Consider the following 18,376-nt stretch of genomic DNA (forward strand, 5'->3'; position numbering starts at 1 on the left):
CGCCTGCTTTCAGCGCCGGGAGAGTTTCCCTTCATTCCGGAATTAGCCAATGAACACACCTTTTGTCGTACCGGTTAATCCGGCTTCTGCGTGCCAACCACCGTCCGCAAAGGACTTTCTGGTCGACCGCGTCTTCCGTGCGCTAGCGCAAATAGGCGTGGTGCTGATTCTGACGCTGGTCTTTGCGCTGATATTCGAAGTAGGGCGCAAGGCCATTCCCGGCATTGAGAAGCACGGCCTGGATGTGCTTTTGGGGTCCGTCTGGGATGTCAATCAGGGCAAATACGGCATTCTGCCGGCCATTTGGGGGACGCTCTACAGTGCTTTCATTGCGCTGCTGATCGCCGGTTTTTTCGGTGTCAGCATGGCGATTTTTCTGACCCAGGATTTCCTGCCCGCCAAGCTCGCTGCCGTCTTCCGTACCATCGTCGAGTTGCTGGCAGCCATCCCCAGCGTCGTTTATGGTCTCTGGGGGATCTACGTGGTAATTCCGGCAATTCGGCCGCTGGCGGAGTGGCTGAACAGCGAACTCAGCTGGATACCTTTTTTTGGCACGTCGTTGAGCGGACCTGGACTGCTGCCGGCGGCGCTGGTGCTGGCAATCATGATTCTGCCGACCATTGCTGCCGTGTCGCAGGACGCCCTCACCGGCGTACCGATGAAAACCAAGCAGGCTGCCTACGGCATGGGCACCACCCACTGGGAAGCCATTCTCAAGGTGATGGTGCCATCTGCCGCCACCGGCATCTTTGGTTCCCTCGTCTTGGGGCTGGGCCGCGCGTTGGGTGAAACCATGGCGCTGGCCATGCTGGTAGGCAACGCAAACAACATATCCCTTTCTCTCTTTGCCCCGGCCAATACGCTGGCGGCCTTGCTGGCGTTGAATTTCCCCGAGGCAGGGCCGAATGAGATTGAAGTGTTGATGTACGCGGCATTGGTCCTGATGTTCATCACGCTACTGGTGAACATCATCGGTTCCATGATCATGGTCTATGCCCAGCGTGGTACTAAATAATGACTGACATCACGTCCTCTGAGGCTGCATTTCCTAGCCTGCAGCGCAAGTTTGAAGGTCGCGCGCTGCGCAGCCTGGTGTTGACCATGCTGGTCTGGGGCGGTGCGCTATTGGCCAGCGTGCCATTGATCTCCGTGCTCTACATGCTGATCACTCGCGGCGGGGCACGTCTGAATCTGGAGGTCTTCACCGAACTTCCGCCCACCGGTTTCGAGACGGGTGGTGGCTTCGGCAACGCGATGGCCGGCACTTTCGTCATGGTCGGCATCGCCGCCGCCATTGCGGTACCAGTTGGCATCATGGCGGCCATCTTTCTGGCGGAACTGGGCCCTGACAGCAAGCTGGCAAACGCCGCGCGCTTTGCCGCCAAGATGCTCACGGGGCTGCCCTCCATTCTGGCCGGGGTATTCGCCTACGCGTTGGTCGTGATGACCACTGGTACTTACTCGGCGCCGGCCGGTGGCGTGGCACTGGCGGTGCTGATGTTGCCGATCGTCGTGCTGACGGCTGAAGAGTCGATGCGGATGGTGCCCAAGATCATGAAAGATGCCGCCTACGGCATGGGCTGCACCCGTTCACAGGTCATCTGGAAAATCGTCTTGCCGACCGGCATGCCGGCGATCCTCACCGGGGTCATGCTGGCCGTGGCTCGCGCTGCGGGCGAAACCGCCCCTTTGTTGTTCACGGCGTTGTTCAGCAACTACTGGATCTACCACGATGGCAGCCTGGCGGTCATGAATCCGACGGCCTCGCTCGCCGTGCTGATTTACAACTTTTCCGGCATGCCCTTCGACAACCAACTCGAACTGGCATGGGCGGCCTCGCTGGTGCTGGTGATGATCGTACTGGTCGTCAATATTGTCAGCCGTATTTTCGGCAAGCCCAAGTACTGAGAACGGAGCATCTGAACCTTGAACGCATCAAATCTGCAAGTCGCGGCTCCGTTTGTCACTCAGGCGCCAGTGGTCATGGACTGCAAGCTGGACAAGATTTTCTACGGTAACTTCCTCGCCGTGCGTGACAGCCATGTTCCGATCGAAAAAAACAAGATCACCGGTTTCATCGGTCCATCGGGTTGCGGCAAGAGCACCGTGCTGCGCAGCCTCAACCGGATGAACGATCTGGTGAAGGGATTTCGCTTTGAAGGGCACGTGCATTTCCTCGGACAAGACGTTTATGGAAAGGGCGTTGATCCAGTGGTCGTGCGTCGTTATATCGGCATGGTGTTTCAGCAGCCGAATCCGTTCTCGATGAGCATTTTCGACAACGTTGCATTCGGCCTGCGCCTCAATCGCTACAAGGGCGATCTGGGCGACCGCGTGAAACATGCCTTGCAGGGTGCCGCGCTGTGGGATGAGGTCAAGGACAAGCTCAAGGTCAGCGGCCTGTCCCTCTCCGGTGGCCAGCAGCAACGGCTTTGCATCGCCCGTGCCATTGCGACCGAACCGGAAGTGCTGTTGCTGGACGAGCCGTGCTCGGCACTCGACCCGATCGCGACCCGGCGGGTTGAGGAGTTGATGATCGAGTTGAAGAAGGACTACACCATCGCCCTGGTGACTCACAATATGCAGCAGGCCATCCGCGTCGCTGACACGACCGCTTTTTTCTCGGTTGATATTTCCCAGGGGACGCGCACCGGCTATCTGGTCGAGATGGGGCCGACAACCCAGATATTCGATAAGCCGCGTGAACAAATGACCGAAGACTACATCAGCGGCAAGTTCAGCTAAGCAGCAATTATCCAGTCAAGACGGCAAGCGGCCATGGACAAGGGTGCGGTACTGGCATCCGGCCGTTTGACCCTTTTATCTACCGTTCTCAGGATTGCCAATGTCTGCAACGCGTCGTCTTGATTTGCCCGCGATTGAACGGGTATTGCGAGAGGTTCAGGGCCGTTTCTCCGAACTCAGCAGGCACTTTACCGAGCCTCGCGATCCCTTCACTGACGAAGTGCTGCACAATGTGCTTGAAGGCTATGCGCTGATTGATGACTATGTCGCTCGTGGTGTCGACCTGTTCGACCTTCAGCAACTGAACCTGATGCTGGAGATCAACGCTACCGTCCTCTGTGGCCGGGACCCGGTTCGCCGACTGGAGTACGCTCAACACCTGGCGGCGACCGAAGAGCACTTCTTCAACAACGTTGAGGGGGGGATAAAGGACCTGTTCAACTGGTATTGCGCGTATCGCAGCGAGTCAGTCTGGAAGCGAGCGGCTGGTGTTTATGTTCGAATCCTCAGCAAGCCGCAGTTGTTTATCGAGGGTAATAACCGCAGTGGCTCACTCATCGTCAGCTATTTGCTCATGCGCGCGGGATTACCTCCATTCGTGCTGACGCTGGAAAATGCCGGGGGGTACTTCAATCCGTCCTCGGTCATCCGCAACTCCGCCAAGCATGGGGTAAAGGCGTTATATGAATTGCCCAAAATCAAGAAAAAGTATGCGGCCTTCCTCGAAGGTCAGGCGCCTGAGTCGATGAATTTTTTACTCAAAGACAAGACCTCGCCCGTCTTGCAAGGGGGAGATTGATGAGCGGGCAACCCATTTCCGCCAGGTACCAGGCTTCCGTCAGCCGCGTTTGGCAAGCCATGCTCGGTGCTATCCCCATGAGCGTATTCGCTCGCCAGCGCATACGGGTTTCGTTCGATATCGATGACACGCTGGCCTGCCAGCTGCATCACTGTGCCGTCGAGCAGAGCTGGTTGCCGGTGTGCTTGCATCGTTGGCTCGGCGAGCCACTGCGATGCGGTACGCGCTCATTGACCCGCGAGTTGCGGCGTCAGGGCTGCAGTATCTGGGTTTACACGTCGTCCGGTCGGACCCCGGCCTATATCAGGCGTTGGCTGTTGTTGTATGGCATCCGCGTCGACGGGGTGGTCAACAGTGTGGTGCATAACCAGGCATTGGTGACAAACGGGTTGGCAAACGGACCGTCGAAATTCCCCCCGGCCTTCGATATCGACTTGCATGTCGATGACTCCGAAGGTGTGCGCTCGGAAGGCCATGATCACGGTTTTCGCGTTGTGGTCGTGCACCCGGAGGATGAGCATTGGGCGCAGCGGGTTCTGGATGCCGTCGCTGACGTACAGGCACTGCTCGCCCGGCAACAACAGGGCAGGAGCAGGAATCCGGCGCAACAATGTCCGGAAGCCGTGTCCTGATTTTCAGTGCAGACAAAAACGCCGCTCAATGAGCGGCGTTTTTTGTAGCGGGCAGTGACGCGTCGCGGTTTATTGCGAGCCTCAGGCTACGCCGTTCCAGGGACGATCTCCGTTTTCATCCTTGATGCGGGTCGGCAGTCCCATGACGTCCAGCGCCTTGAGGAACGGCTCAGCCGGCAGTTCCTCGACGTTGGCCATGCGCTGCACATCCCACTCGCCGCGGGCGACCAGCAGGGCAGCGGCAACAGGTGGTACGCCGGCCGTGTAGGAAATGCCCTGGCTGTCGGTTTCGGCAAAGGCTTCCTCGTGGTCGGCCACGTTGTAGATGAACACTTCGCGCGACTGGCCATCCTTGGTGCCCTTGACCAGATCGCCGATGCAGGTCTTGCCGGTGTAGCCGGGCGCCAGCGAGCTCGGATCAGGCAGCACGGCCTTGACCACTTTCAGCGGCACGACTTCCAGGCCTTCGGCGGTCTTGACCGGTTGTTCGGACAGCAGGCCGAGGTTCCTGAGGACCGTGAACACGTTGATGTAGTGCTCGCCGAAACTCATCCAGAAACGCACGTTGGGTACGTCCAGATTCTTCGACAGCGAGTGCACTTCATCGTGACCGGTCAGGTACAGGTTCTGCGAGCCCACGACCGGCAGGTCGTCGGTGCGTTTGACTTCGAACATGGTGTTACTGGTCCACTGGCTGTTCTGCCAGCTCCACACCTGCCCGGTGAATTCACGGAAATTGATTTCCGGATCGAAATTGGTGGCGAAATATTTGCCGTGGGAACCGGCATTGACGTCAAGAATGTCGATCGAATCAATGCGGTCGAAATACTGTTGTTGTGCCAGAGCTGCATAGGCGTTGACCACACCCGGGTCGAAGCCCACGCCGAGAATGGCGGTGATGTTCTTCTCTTGGCACTCGGCGAGGTGCCTCCACTCATAGTTGCCATACCAAGGCGGGGTTTCGCAGATCTTGCCCGGCTCTTCGTGAATGGCGGTGTCGAGATAAGCGACGCCGGTATCGATGCAGGCACGCAACACCGACATGTTGAGGAACGCGGAGCCGACGTTGATGACGATCTCGGATCCGGTTTCGCGGATCAGCGCTTTGGTCGCCTCGACATCCAGCGCATTGAGCGAGAAGGCTTTGATATCGGCGGGTTGTTTGAGGCTACCCTTGGCCTTGACGCTGTCGATGATGGCCTGGCATTTGGAGATGTTGCGCGACGCGATAGCGATACGACCGAGTTCATCGTTATGCTGCGCGCACTTGTGGGCCACCACCTTAGCGACACCTCCTGCACCAATGATAAGAACGTTCTTTTTCAATTGCTTTTTCTCTCCTTTATCTGTCCGTTTCAAGAAAGGCTGGACAGGTAGTCTTCGTAACCGAATTGGCGAACCACTTCGACGGTACCATCGAGTTGTTTCACCACGATGGATGGCATTTTCAGGCCGTTGAACCAGTTCTTCTTGACCATGGTGTAGCCGGCGGTATCGATGAATGACAGTCGATCGCCAATGGCCAGTGGACGGTCAAACTGGAACTCGCCGAAGATGTCTCCGGCCAGGCACGATTTGCCGCACACCATGTAGGTGTGTTCACCCTCGCTCGGCGCCAGCTTGGCGTTCAGGCGATAGATCAACAGGTCGAGCAAGTGGGCTTCAATGGAGCTGTCCACGACGGCCAGGTGCTTGCCGTTGTAGAGAGTGTCGAGCACGGTGACTTCCAGCGAAGCGCTGTTAGTGATCGCCGCTTCGCCAGGCTCCAGATAGACCTGCACGCCGTACTTTTGCGAGAACGCCTTGAGACGAGCGCAGAACGCATCCAGCGCATAGCCTTCACCGGTGAAGTGAATGCCGCCGCCGAGGCTGACCCAGCTGACTTTGTGCAGCAGCTCACCGAAGCGTTCTTCGATGGTGCAGAGCATTTGGTCGAACAGGCCGAAGTCGCCGTTCTCACAGTTATTGTGGAACATGAAACCGGAGATCTGGCTGATAACGCCTTCGATCTTCACCGGGTCCCATTCGCCTAGACGGCTGAACGGACGCGCCGGGTCGGCCAACAGATAATCGGAGCTGCTGACTTGCGGGTTAACGCGCAGGCCACGGACTTTGCCCTCAGAGCGCTCGGCAAAACGTTGCAGCTGGCTGATGGAGTTGAAGATGATCTTGTCGCAATTGTCGAGCATCTCCTCGATCTCATCGTCAGCCCAGGCCACGCTGTAGGCGTGGGTTTCGCCTTCGAACTTCTGACGACCGAGCTTGAGCTCGTACAGCGACGACGACGTGGTGCCGTCCATGTATTGCTGCATCAAGTCGAACACCGACCAGGTCGCGAAGCACTTGAGCGCGAGCAGGGCTTTGGCCCCGGACTGTTCGCGCACATAAGCGATCTTCTGCATGTTGGTCAGCAGTTTCTGTTTGTCGATGAGGTAGTACGGTGTCTTGATCATTTCGAGGCCTCCGGCAAGGCCAGCCAAAAAAGGATGCGCATTGTGCCCGGACTGACCGCATATCGAAAGAGCAGAGCGTATGACTGGTTCAGCAAATACCCCGAAAGGTTGAACGCTCGGGACGTCCGGCCGGGATACAACGTCTTCTTCAAGCAATCAGCAATCCCGAGAACCCGGTAACTGCTCAGTCATAAATCGCCGTCAGTATGGCAGTACCATCCCGTCCCCGAGGTCTTCACCATGCCCTCAGCTCAAGATCAGTTGATACACCGCATTCAGCGCGAGCTGCTCGACCACAGTGACGAGGAGCTGGAGTTGGAGTTGTCCGAAGACGGGCATGACCTGAACACACTGTTCGATGACCACGTTCCGGATGGTATCGAGAAGCACGACCGACGGCTTTATTTCAGCGAGTTGTTTCGCCTGCAGGGTGAACTGGTGAAGTTGCAAAACTGGGTGGTCAAGACCGGACACAAGGTAGTGATCTTGTTTGAAGGGCGCGATGCCGCTGGCAAGGGAGGGGTAATCAAGCGCATAACCCAGCGGCTCAACCCCCGGGTATGCCGAGTCGCTGCCTTGCCCGCGCCCAACGACCGCGAACGAACCCAATGGTACTTCCAGCGATATGTCTCGCACCTGCCGGCAGCAGGTGAGATCGTGCTATTTGACCGCAGTTGGTACAACCGCGCCGGTGTTGAAAAGGTTATGGGATTTTGCAACGACTATCAGTACGAAGAGTTTTTCCGGACCGTGCCAGAGTTTGAACGGATGCTCGCCCGTTCCGGCATTCAGTTGATCAAATACTGGTTTTCCATTTCCGACCAAGAACAACACCTGCGCTTCTTTAGTCGCATTCACGACCCACTCAAGCAGTGGAAACTCAGCCCGATGGATCTGGAGTCACGTCGGCGTTGGGAGGCCTATACCAAGGCCAAGGAAATCATGCTCGAACGCACCCACATTGCCGAAGCACCCTGGTGGGTGGTGCAAGCCGACGACAAGAAAAAAGCCCGACTTAACTGCATCAATCATCTACTCGGCCAAATGCCTTACGAAGAAGTCGAGTTACCGCAGATCGAACTGCCGCAGCGCGTGCGCGAGGAGGACTACTCTCGCAGTCCTACGCCACCGGAACTCATGGTGCCTCAAGTCTATTAAACGGCCGAACCGGGCGGCCCGACGACGGGTTGCCGGGTATCTAAATGACCTCATCCAGTGCCTGCTCAAGCAGGCTGACCGTACGCTCGATATTCTGCAGCTTCTCCAGTCCGAACAGGCCGAGGCGGAAGGTCTGGAAGTCGGCTGGCTCATCGCATTGCAGCGGCACGCCGGCAGCGATCTGCAGGCCGTGCTGGGCAAATTTCTTGCCGTTCTTGATATCGGCATCATCGGTGTAGCTCACCACGACGCCAGGTGCCTGAAAGCCTTCTGCGGCGACGCTTTTGATGCCTTTGCCGGTCAACAGCGCACGCACTCGATCACCCAGCGCCTGTTGTTCATCGCGAACCTTGTCGAACCCGTACGCTTGCGTCTCTTTCATCACGTCATTGAACCGCGCGAGGGAATCGCTGGGCATCGTCGCGTGATAGGCATGTCCGCCCTGTTCGTAGGCCTGCATGATCTGCAGCCACTTTTTCAGGTCGCAGGCGAAGCTGCTGCTTTGCGTCTGTTCGATGCGCTCAAGCGCCAAAGCACTGAACATCACCAGAGCGCAGCACGGGGAGGCGCTCCAGCCTTTCTGCGGAGCGCTGATCAGCAGGTCGACTGAGCATTGGTGCATATCCACCCAAATCGTGCCCGAGGCGATGCAGTCCAGCACGAACAGGCCACCCACTGCATGCACGGCGTCGCCGACCGCTCGCAGGTAGTCGTCGGGCAGGAGGATCCCGGATGAGGTTTCAACGTGGGGTGCGAAGACCACCTGCGGTTTCTGCGCCGCGATGGCGGCCAGTACTTCGTCCAGCGGCGGCGGGGCGTAGGCGGCCTGGCGACCCGGCTCTACCGGCCGTGCCTTGAGCACCGTGGTCGCCGCCGGGATATTGCCCATCTCAAGGATCTGGCTCCAGCGATAACTGAACCAGCCGTTGCGGATCACCAGGCACTGCTGGCCGGTGGCGAACTGCCGCGCCACCGCTTCCATGCCGAATGTGCCGCTGCCCGGAACCACTGCAACCGCCTCGGCGTGGTAGACCTGTTTCAGGGTCTTGGAAATGTTCTTCATCACGCCTTGGAAGGACTGCGACATGTGGTTGAGCGAGCGGTCAGTGTAGACAACCGAGTACTCGACCAGCCCCTCAGGATCGATACTGGGATATAGCTTTGACATGGGCGTGCTCCTTCGGCAGAGAGGTAAACATCATTGGCAAGCAAGTGTAGGCAAAGGGCAGGGCAAGGGCACTGGCAATTCACGTTGGCCAAGTGGAGCCCTCTGGTTTAGTTTTGCATTCCAGGGTTTTTCTGACTTGAACTCACCGTACTGACGGATCGCACGCCCCCCATGCTTACAAACCTGTGGTATGTCGTTCTCCCATCGTCACAGTTGACTGATGGACTGATGCCGGTTCGATTGCTCGGACAACCTTTTGTGGCGTTCCGCGATGACGCAGGCGTCGCGCACGTGCTGTCGGATATCTGCGTGCATCGCGGCGGCTCACTGTCGGCCGGCAGCAAGGTCGGCAACAGCGTGCAGTGTCCCTATCACGGCTGGCGGTTTGGCGCTGATGGTGTGTGCACGCAGATACCGGCGCAGCCCGACCTGCGGATTCCCGCCAAGGCCCGCGTCGATGCGTACCCGACGCTGGAGCGATACGGTTGGATCTGGGCGTTTTTAGGTGATCTGCCGGAATCTGAGCGTCCACCGTTGCCGACGCTCGGCTGGATCGACGATCCCGCCATCCGTGTGGTCGCGGGTCACTTTGACTGGCAGGCCAGTTGGGACCGGATTATCGAAAACGGTCTGGACTTCGCCCACGCACCGTTTGTCCATGGTTCAACCTTCGGTGATCCGGATCATCCCGAGATTGAATCATTCGAGGTCGACAGCGATGCGTGGAGTGGCAGCGCCCAAATGCTCATGCGCAGGCCGGCACGCAAAGGGCTGCTGCGGCGCAAGTCCTCCACCGAGTTTGTCAGTGTGGCCACCGTGCCGGGTTTTCATTTGTCCGGTCCTTGCACAACGCTTGAGCTTGAGTTGCCCAACGGCTGGCGGATCTACATCGTCTCGGCGCATGTGCCGATTGACGCCAATCGCACGCGCACCTGGTGGATGATGGGCAGAACGTTCCTGCGCACCCGACTGCTGGATCGCAGGTTCATTGCCAGCAATATCCGTATCTTCGAACAGGATCATGCCGTGCTGAAAAACGTCCGACCAGAGCGTGTGCCGGACTCTTTTCAGCAGGAGGTTTCGTTGAAATCCGATGCGCTGCAGATTGCCTTTCGCAAAGACGTGCAGGCACTGGAGCAGCGCGGCTGGCGCATCGATGAAGAGCGTCTTGCGCGAACGTTCACCGGACGCAAGGCTTGCGCGATACCCAGCCCTGAACGTCGGCAGATTCGCGCTTGGGCGATTGAGCCGATTCCGCTCGTGGACATCACCCACGAATCTGAATAGCGGTGCGAGCCAGTCTGCGCTTGGCACAGACTGGCGCAACCCTCAGCGCGTCTCACACTGCGGCGAAGGCTCGCCGCTCAACGCATCGACCATCGGCGGATGTTCCTGCACTGCCTGACGCAGATCTTCGGTCACCCGCAGTTCCGCACCTGTCGGCGAGAAGGTTGCTGCCGCTGCAAACGGCGCGGGATTGGCGGGAACCGGGCGTTTGCCCCGGCGCCACAGGAAGAAGGTGACCATACACAGATTGACCAGCGCAAACACCCAGAACAAACCATTGGCACCGAACGAGTTCATCACCGGCGAAATCATCATCGGGCTGATTGCCGAGCCCAGCGAGTTGATCAGCAGCAGTCCCTGAATCATCGGCACCAAGGCTTCGGCAGGCGCACGGTCGGCAGCATGGCTGACGGCAACCGGGTACAGCGCAAACACACCGCCACCGAGCAGAAACAACATCACCGCGAGCAGCGTCGAGGACAACGGCACCAGGACGATCACCAGCGACAACACGGTGCACGCCACTGTCAGAATCGTCAGCACCTGCAAACGATCCTTGCGGTCGGACCAGCGCCCGACCGGGTACTGCAGGAGCATCGCGCCGAGGATCGTCCAGGCCATCATGCTGCCGACTTCACCGACATTCAGACCACTGCGCTGCAAGTACAGCGGCAGCAAGGTGTAAATCGCCGCAATAGTCACACCCGAGCCAAAACAGCCGACCAGCCCGGTCGGTGTCACGCCCAAAAGTTGTCGTGGCTTGAGCGGTTCGACCTGATCGAGCAGCGGCGACACGCGCGGCAGGATCACGATCGGCAGCACCGACAACGAGGCGAGCATGCCGGCCACCATGAACGGTGCGCTGTCGCTCAACCCGGTGATTTTGCCCAACGTTGCCTGGCCCAGCACACCGGCGCCGTACAAGACGATCATGTACAGCGCGAGCAAGCGCCCACGAATCTTCGCGTCGCCCGCCAGCAGCAACCAGCTTTCGATCACCAGAAACACGCCGACCGTGGCCCAGCCGTTGATCAGGCGCAGGGCGAACCAGCCCCAGGTGTCATAGAACAAGCCCTGCAGCAGGATGGTCACGGCGATCAGCGAGGCGAAACTGCCGTAGGCGCGGATATGGCCGATGCGCAGAATCAAACGGTCGTTGAACACCGCACCCAGGGTCAGGCCGATGAAGTAGGCCGAGGAAACGATGCCGATCATCGTGGTCGACGCACCGGCAGCGTCCAGTCGAAGGGTGGTCAGCGACGACATGAAACCGTTGCCCAGCGCAACAATGAACAGCCCGAGCAGGGGCGCCAGCGCCATGGCCAGCAAACGCGGAGACATAAAAACCTCTAGAGATCGAACAGCGCAACGTGCGCCGCTGCGCATGCGATTGCCAAGCCGAAGTGTGTTGTGGTGCAGGCAGACACCGAGGGGGCTGCAAGAGAGCGCGGGATTCTAAGGCTTGTGCAGGATTTGCCAATAGCTGTTTGCTGCGACGTTGGGACGCAGGGGTTGCCACTTAGTTTTGTCCTGAGTGGCCGGAGAAAAAACAGCTTTTTGCCATCATCCAAGTGCTAAATTGCTGCTTTAACCTCAGCCTTGACCACTGATTTACGATAATTCAGCAAGACGATGCCCGTGACCACAATCACCCCGCCGAGAATCTGTCCTCTACTGAGCATTTGGTCCAGCACAATCCAGCCCATCAGCAGCGTTGCCAATGGCTCGATGTTCATCACCGGCGCATTGCGTGGCATGTCGAGTCGAGGCACGGAAATGAACAAGACGATAAAACCTGTACCGTACAGCACTACCAAAGTGGCGAGGGCCAGCCATCCGGTCGAGGTGGCGGGCAGGTTCAATCCGCCGGGAAGGGCGCCCGTCAGCCCTGCCAGGTTGACGCTGCTGAACACGATGAAAATGGTCAGCAGACTGCGCACCGAGCCACGTACCTGAGACAGTTTGTGGTCGGTGATCCACAGCGCGCAGGCGAACACGCTGGCGGCGCAGAACGCGAGCGCGACGCCCGTCAGCCATTGCGCACTGACGTCTGTCGTGGTCGAGAGACGCCCGGGCACGTCCAGCACAAACACCAGACCCAATAGAATCAGACCCATCAATGTCGCGGTGCGTGCGCTCGGTCGCGGGCCACCCAACGCCCATGTGAGCAATGCCAGCAGAATAGGGAATACGTTTGCCACCAACAGGGCCAGCGCCACCGGCACCCGTGCGACAGCGGAATACAGACACAGACTCTGCGCAGTGATCAGCAACCCCAGCAGCAGTTGCCAGCGCCATGCGCCCGCCGGCAAACGCGGGCTTTGTCTTTGCCACAGCACCAGCATGGCGAGCACCAGCAAGGTCCCGCCGGAACGCATCAAAATCGCCAGCAACACACCCGCACCATCATCAAAGGCGACTCGTGCCGCCACATGATTGCCGGCAAACGCACAGCCCATGCACAACAGAATGATCACAGCCAGATAGCGGGGGAAGGGCGGCGGTACGATTTGCGCAGTGGTAGGGCGAGGCATGGCAGATCTCAGGATTGTTAGCCGTTCGAACGACTTGGTTTTTATTAGGTTGTCGTACAACCAGCCCGTTTTATCGCATTCGGCGACGTCGGGCAATAGACCTGAAAGCGCCCAGCTGCGCATATGTTCGGCGTTAAGGTGGATTTTTATGTATTTGATTAAGCGAGGAGATCGTATGACTGGGTAGAGCAGGGGCGCATCGGCCCCTGCTTGCAGGGATTTACACATTCATGAGGGGCGGGTGGTCAGCTTCTGCTCAGGCATGAAATGGATAATCGATGTAGCCACGCTGATCCCCGCCGAAAAAGCTGCCTGGGTCTGGCACGTTGAGTGTCAGGCCATCATGCAGCCGACGCGGCAAGTCCGGGTTGGCCAGGAACGGACGGCCAAACGCGATGATGTCGGCACGGTCGGCAATCAGCGCCTGTTCCGCAGATTGCGCATCGTAGCCGCCGGCCAGGATCAGCACGCCGTTCCAGGTCTTGCGCAACTGGGTAATGATCGCGTCCCAGCGCGGGTCGAAGTTCTCGTCTTTGACTGTGCCGACCATCGCTGGCTCGACCAGGTGCAGGTAGGCCAGATTCCAATGGTTGAGCGCTTCGACGAGGTGGCCGAAGGTCGCCTCCGGGGTGTCATCGCCCATGCCCATGAAGCGCCCCATCGGCGTCAGGCGTACGCCGACCCGTTCGGCACCGACTTCTTCAGCGACGGCCGCGACCACTTCCAGCAGAAACCGCGCGCGATTCTCCACGCTGCCGCCATAGGCATCGTCACGCTGGTTGCTGTTGCTGTTAAGAAACTGGTCGAGCAGGTAACCGTTGCCGGCATGAATCTCTACACCGTCCATGCCCGCTTGCAATGCGTTGCGCGCGGCTACGCGGTAGTCCTCAACGATGCCGGCGATTTCCGCGGTTTCCAGCGCGCGTGGCACCGGCACATCACCCCAGACGCCGTTACCGTTTTCGTCGACGATAAACGTCTTGCCAGGCACCGGCAGCGCGCTGGGCGCAACCGGCAGGCCAGCATCGGGTTGAAAGCTGGGGTGGGACACCCGGCCGACGTGCCACAGTTGCATGAAGATCAGCCCGCCGGCCTCATGCACCGCCGCGCTGACGTCACGCCACGCGCGGACCTGCTCGGAGCTGTAGATGCCCGGCGTCCAGGCGTAACCCTGAGCCTGCCGGGAAATTTGCGTGGCCTCGGTGATGATCAGTGCGGCACTGGCCCGTTGGCGGTAGTACTCGGCGTTCATCGGCGTCGGTACATCGCCCGGTTGGCCGGCGCGTGAGCGCGTCAACGGTGCCATGGCCACGCGATGGGCGAGGGTGTAAGGACCGAGTGCGAGGGGTTGGAACAGACGACGGGTCATGGGTAGCTCCAGATTTCAATAAAAGGAATTCAAGCGCGGCAGTGGGGCCGCGAACCAGTGCCGCTAACTTAACCGGGTGTCGTGAGGGTGATAATCGGTGACCGGCGCTACGCTGTTTTGCGCACGGCGCAATGGCGCCCGTGCTCATCAGCGATGAACACGGACGTGGCTCAGGCGGATTGGTTTGAGCGCGTCAGCGGCAGGTTCAGCCAGCGCCGGCCAGTGGCGTTGGCGACGGCGTTGCCAAGGGCGGCGGCCATCGGACCCTGAACGATTTCAGCGGCGCCAAGGAAGGGTTCTCCCGGCTGGTCGAGCAAATGCACATCGACTTTTTTCGGCAGTTGCGTGAAACGCAGAATCGGATAGCCGCTCCAGTCGTAGCTGCGAATGCCGCCCGCGTCGTAGGCGACTTTTTCGTACAGGGTCCAGCTCGCGGACTGCACGATGCCGCCCTCGACCTGATTGCGCAGGCCATCGGGGCTGACGATCTGGCCAACGTCCACCGCCGTCACCACGTGATCGATGCGGATCTCGCCAGTCTGCGGATGCACTCGAAGTTTCACCGCGATGGCGCAGTAACCCATGATGTTTTTGTAGCGGGCAAAGGCGAAACCGATACCAGCGCCGGGCTCGCTGCTTTTTTGCGGCCAGCCGATCTCGTCACGCACACGTTCCACCACCGCGCGAGCACGTGGGTCGCTGAGATGGGCCAGACGCAAGGCGACCGCGTCGATGCCGGCCCGGATCGCCAGCTCGTCGATACTCGCCTCGATGGCAAAGATGTTGATGTGCGCACCGAGCGAACGCATGGCCGAGGTGCGAAAGGGCATTTTGGTGACGAAGGTCATGTTGATGCGCGTCGAGTTGACGTCGTACAGCGGCACCGCGTTGCGATCACCATCGCCCTCAGGCTGAGCGATTGGCACGGATGGCGCGGAAGCGAAGGGCCGCGCGAGCAAGCGTGCCGGCAACAGCCGCCCGGCGTTGACGATGCGTTCGTTGTGCGGCGTGGTCCAGAGTTCGTAGGCCCAGTCCTGCAGTCGACCGTGGCTGAGGCCGGCGTCGACTTCGGAGACCATCGCCGAGCTATACGGCTCCCAAAGATTTTCCTGCTCGCGCATCCATTGCACGCGCACCGGCGTCCCGGGCACGCGCAGGGCAATCAATGCTGCATCGGCGGCGGCATCATCGGCGCCGTTATGCCCGTAACACCCTGAGCCTTCGGTATGAATACAGCGCACCCGCTCAGGCGGCAGACCGAGCATTTCGGCAATCCCGGCGCGCAGCGGGTAAACACCTTGGGTGTGGGTCCAGACGGTAAGCGTGCCGTCCTTGAACCAGGCGACTGCGCAAGACGGGCCGATCGAACCATGCATCAGATATTGCTTGGTGACCCGCGCCTGAAAACGCGTGTCGGCCGCGCCGTTTGGCGTGCCGCTGTTGCTGATCGGATAGCGCCGTGAGGGCAGACGTTTGAGCAGACCATGAATCTCGGTCGCCTCGGGAATCGCCTCGCCGCCGCTCCATTGCGTCACCTCGCTGGCACGGCGCATGGCTTTGATCGCTTGCCACTCATCACCGGCGACCACCGCCAGATAGTTGCCGTCACGGATCACCTTGACCACGCCAGCCAGCGCTTCGATGGACGCCGCATCGAATGCTTGCAGCGTGCAGCCCGGACGAGGCGGGCGGATCACCCGCGCATGCAGCATGCCCGGCAGGCGCATGTCCTGGACGAAGGCTGCACCACCGCTGACCTTCGCCGGAATGTCGAGGCGCGGCAACGAATGGCCGATCAGTGTGAAGTCAGCAGCGGCCATCGCCGGTGACTGAGCCTTGGCGTATTGGTGCACATCGACATGCTTGACCGCGTCGGCGTAACTCATCCGTTGAGCGGCCGGGCCTACGATCACAGCGTCGCGGGTGCTCAGCAGTGCTGCATCAACCTGCCAACTGCGCGCGGCGGCATCGACGAGCATTTCGCGCACCTGCGCGGCGGCGTTATACAACGCGGTACCGCTGTCGAAAATGCTGTGGCTGCCGGCGGTGTAGCCTTCGTTGGGCGTCAGCGCGGTGTCGGCGGTGAGCAAGTTGATTGATATTGCCGGCACCTGCAAACGCTCGGCGGCGATTTGCAGCAGCGCGGTTTTGACCCCGGTGCCCAATTCAACCTTGCCGGTGTAGACGGTGATGCCGTTGGCGCCGATGCGGATCCAGGCGTCGAGAAACGGGTTGGTGCGCAGGCTTCCGGGCAGGTCGGGCGCGAGGACCACGGTGCCGAGCGTATCGACTTCCGTATCCGCCAACACACGCCGCGCGACCGGCATCAGGGTGAACGCCATCAGCAACGCACCACCACGCAGGAAGGCGCGCCGACTCGGGTTCAATTCATTCGACTCACTCATGTCAGGCTCCCGTTGTGCCCGGCCACCTGCTTGATCGCCTCGATGATGCGCAAGTGCGTACCGCAGCGGCACAGGTTGCCGGCCATGTGCTCGCGAATGGTCGCCTCATCCGGGTGGCGATTACGCTCAAGCAACGCCTGCGCGCGCATCAGCATGCCGGCAATGCAGTAGCCGCATTGCGCGGCCTGTTTCTCGATGAACGCCGCTTGCAGAGGGCCAGGTTTTACCGCACTGCCGAGGCTTTCCACGGTGCGGATTTTTTTGCCTTCGAGGCCGGCGCAGGACGTCAGGCAGGCGAACACCGGTTGATCGTCGACGATCACCGTGCAGGCGCCGCACTGACCGAGACCGCAACCGTATTTGGCGCCGTTGAGGTTCAAGTGGTTGCGCAGCGCATACAGCAGCGGCATGTCCGGCTCCAGCTCAAGCGCTTGCGCGGCTCCGTTGACGTTGAGAGTGATCTGGCTCATTTCGTCTCCTGACGTAACGCTTCAATAGTGGAAGAGAGGTCGACCCACGGCTGATCGGGGCGGGCTTGCTGGCGCAGATACGCGGCCAGTGCGCCGAGTTGCGCGTTGTCGAGGCTGGCGGCGAATGCAGGCATCAGCGGACCGGGCGATCCGGCTGTGGCGGGCAAGCCTTCAAGCACGGTTTTGAGGAAGTTGCGCGAGCTGGCCGCTTGCAGCGCCGAGGTGTTTTGCAGGCCCGGGCGACCATCGATGGTGCGCATCGGCGCCGCCGGGCCATGGCAACCGGCGCAGGCGCTGCTGAAGAGCAGGGCGCCGGTCGAGTGGTCTGCCGCTTCACTGGCAGGCGTCTTTGGCGGCGGTTGCGTCAGTGGGTACGGGTTTTCCAGGCTGAGCAAATACTCGGCAATCGCCTCGGCGTCACTGGCGGGCAAGCGGGCCAGACTCAAGCTGACCGGACGCATCGGCCCGGCGGGTGTGCCGTGGCCATCAACGATCTCGGCGCGCAGATAGCCGACCAGTTGCTCGCGACTCCACGGGTTGCTGCGTTGCCCCATGCCGACTAGCGCCGGCGCGTACCAGCCGTCAACGCTGCCGCCCTGTAGGTATTCCGAGGACTTCTCCGCGCCGATCAGGTTCAGCGGCGAATGGCAGCCGGCGCAATGGCCCGGGCCGTCGACCAGATAACGCCCGCGATTCCACGCCTCGCTACGCCCCGCCAGCGGCGTCAGTGGCTCACCGTGCAGGAACAGCAGGTTCCAGAACGCCACCAACGGACGAATATTCATCGGGAAATTCATCTGGTTGTGCTCGGCCGGCGCGTGCACGGCGGGGCCGCTCATCAAGTAGGCATAGGCGTCGGCGATGTCTGCTGCGCTCATGCGCCGGTAGTGCACGTAGGGGAACGCCGGATAGAGGAAGTGACCATCGCGAGCAATGCCTTGACGCATCGCCCGCTCGAAGGCCGGCAGCGACCATTGGCCGATACCGGTCTCAGCATCCGGGGTGATGTTGGTGCTGTACAGCGTGCCGAATGGCGTCACCAGCGGCAGCCCACCGGCCAGATATTCACCGCCGGGGCGGGTATGGCAGACCGCACAATCGCCGGCCTCGACCACCCGCGCGCCGCGTTGCAACTGCGCAGTATCGAACATCGTCGGGCGCTTGATCGGCGCAATTGCCGGGCGCCACATCAGCCAAACGGCGCCGATCAGGCCGAGCACCGCGACGACGGCCACGCTGATCCATAACGTTCTGGACTTCAGCAAGTGGCGGTTCATGAGACGGAGAAAAACGCGGCAGGCAATGGCAGAACGGATGGGATACGGGTCATGACAACGCTCCTTGTAACAGCCGGGG

The 18,376-nt window shown here is 60.2% G+C and carries 16 protein-coding genes; 7 read left to right on the forward strand and 9 right to left on the reverse strand.

Annotation, left to right across the window (positions count from 1 at the left end):
- Positions 1-49: 49 nt before the first annotated feature.
- From pstC to HU754_RS14570, 5 genes are all read left to right on the forward strand, one after another.
- Complete coding sequence (gene pstC, locus HU754_RS14550; protein WP_186622269.1) at positions 50-1,015, forward strand: phosphate ABC transporter permease subunit PstC; 966 nt, start codon at positions 50-52, stop codon at positions 1,013-1,015.
- The gene (gene pstA, locus HU754_RS14555; protein WP_093431597.1) at positions 1,015-1,908 is read left to right on the forward strand and encodes a phosphate ABC transporter permease PstA; all 894 of its coding nucleotides are present in this window, start codon (positions 1,015-1,017) and stop codon (positions 1,906-1,908) included. The genes pstC and pstA overlap by 1 nt, the downstream gene beginning before the upstream one ends.
- Before the next feature lie 75 nt (positions 1,909-1,983).
- Positions 1,984-2,745, forward strand: a complete 762-nt coding sequence (gene pstB, locus HU754_RS14560) for a phosphate ABC transporter ATP-binding protein PstB (RefSeq protein WP_217827632.1) — start codon at positions 1,984-1,986, stop codon at positions 2,743-2,745.
- 100 nt (positions 2,746-2,845) lie between these two features.
- Positions 2,846-3,544 (forward strand): hypothetical protein, encoded by a 699-nt coding sequence (locus HU754_RS14565; protein ID WP_095048981.1) that lies wholly within the window; start codon positions 2,846-2,848, stop codon positions 3,542-3,544.
- The gene (locus HU754_RS14570) at positions 3,544-4,176 is read left to right on the forward strand and encodes a hypothetical protein (protein WP_437182468.1); all 633 of its coding nucleotides are present in this window, start codon (positions 3,544-3,546) and stop codon (positions 4,174-4,176) included. Before HU754_RS14565 ends, HU754_RS14570 begins: the two co-directional genes overlap by 1 nt.
- Positions 4,177-4,257: 81 nt before the next feature.
- On the opposite strand, the gene HU754_RS14575 is transcribed toward HU754_RS14570, so the two are convergent.
- Both HU754_RS14575 and HU754_RS14580 read right to left on the reverse strand, forming a co-directional pair.
- Complete coding sequence (locus HU754_RS14575) at positions 4,258-5,502, reverse strand: saccharopine dehydrogenase family protein (protein ID WP_186622271.1); 1,245 nt, start codon at positions 5,500-5,502, stop codon at positions 4,258-4,260.
- A 29-nt stretch (positions 5,503-5,531) separates the two neighbouring features.
- Complete coding sequence (locus HU754_RS14580; RefSeq protein ID WP_099759153.1) at positions 5,532-6,629, reverse strand: carboxynorspermidine decarboxylase; 1,098 nt, start codon at positions 6,627-6,629, stop codon at positions 5,532-5,534.
- 240 nt (positions 6,630-6,869) lie between these two features.
- Here HU754_RS14580 and ppk2 point away from each other — a divergent pair, with 240 nt between their 5' ends.
- Positions 6,870-7,787 (forward strand): polyphosphate kinase 2, encoded by a 918-nt coding sequence (gene ppk2, locus HU754_RS14585; RefSeq protein WP_186622273.1) that lies wholly within the window; start codon positions 6,870-6,872, stop codon positions 7,785-7,787.
- A 40-nt stretch (positions 7,788-7,827) separates the two neighbouring features.
- On the opposite strand, the gene HU754_RS14590 is transcribed toward ppk2, so the two are convergent.
- A complete protein-coding gene (locus HU754_RS14590) occupies positions 7,828-8,955 on the reverse strand; it encodes a pyridoxal-phosphate-dependent aminotransferase family protein (protein ID WP_186622275.1) in 1,128 nt (375 codons plus the stop codon).
- A gap of 171 nt (positions 8,956-9,126) precedes the next feature.
- On the opposite strand from HU754_RS14590, the gene HU754_RS14595 reads away from it, so the two are divergent.
- Positions 9,127-10,242 (forward strand): aromatic ring-hydroxylating dioxygenase subunit alpha, encoded by a 1,116-nt coding sequence (locus HU754_RS14595; protein ID WP_186622277.1) that lies wholly within the window; start codon positions 9,127-9,129, stop codon positions 10,240-10,242.
- Positions 10,243-10,284: 42 nt separating this feature from the next.
- Here HU754_RS14595 and HU754_RS14600 read toward each other — a convergent pair whose 3' ends face one another.
- The 6 genes from HU754_RS14600 to HU754_RS14625 all read right to left on the reverse strand — a co-directional run bounded on the left by HU754_RS14600 (position 10,285) and on the right by HU754_RS14625 (position 18,285).
- A complete protein-coding gene (locus HU754_RS14600; protein ID WP_093431622.1) occupies positions 10,285-11,583 on the reverse strand; it encodes an MFS transporter in 1,299 nt (432 codons plus the stop codon).
- A gap of 233 nt (positions 11,584-11,816) precedes the next feature.
- The gene (locus tag HU754_RS14605; RefSeq protein WP_186622278.1) at positions 11,817-12,776 is read right to left on the reverse strand and encodes an EamA family transporter; all 960 of its coding nucleotides are present in this window, start codon (positions 12,774-12,776) and stop codon (positions 11,817-11,819) included.
- A gap of 256 nt (positions 12,777-13,032) precedes the next feature.
- The gene (locus HU754_RS14610; RefSeq protein WP_186622286.1) at positions 13,033-14,145 is read right to left on the reverse strand and encodes an alkene reductase; all 1,113 of its coding nucleotides are present in this window, start codon (positions 14,143-14,145) and stop codon (positions 13,033-13,035) included.
- Between the two features lie 170 nt (positions 14,146-14,315).
- Positions 14,316-16,550: a xanthine dehydrogenase family protein molybdopterin-binding subunit gene (locus tag HU754_RS14615; RefSeq protein ID WP_186622288.1), complete on the reverse strand. Its 2,235-nt coding sequence runs from the start codon at positions 16,548-16,550 to the stop codon at positions 14,316-14,318.
- Complete coding sequence (locus HU754_RS14620) at positions 16,547-17,020, reverse strand: (2Fe-2S)-binding protein (protein WP_186622290.1); 474 nt, start codon at positions 17,018-17,020, stop codon at positions 16,547-16,549. The genes HU754_RS14615 and HU754_RS14620 overlap by 4 nt, the downstream gene beginning before the upstream one ends.
- Positions 17,017-18,285: a c-type cytochrome gene (locus HU754_RS14625; protein ID WP_367617429.1), complete on the reverse strand. Its 1,269-nt coding sequence runs from the start codon at positions 18,283-18,285 to the stop codon at positions 17,017-17,019. The genes HU754_RS14620 and HU754_RS14625 overlap by 4 nt, the downstream gene beginning before the upstream one ends.
- Between the last annotated feature and the right edge of the window lie 91 nt (positions 18,286-18,376).

This window comes from Pseudomonas zeae (assembly GCF_014268485.2).
In the GTDB taxonomy this organism is placed as follows: Bacteria; Pseudomonadota; Gammaproteobacteria; order Pseudomonadales; family Pseudomonadaceae; genus Aquipseudomonas; species Aquipseudomonas neuropathica.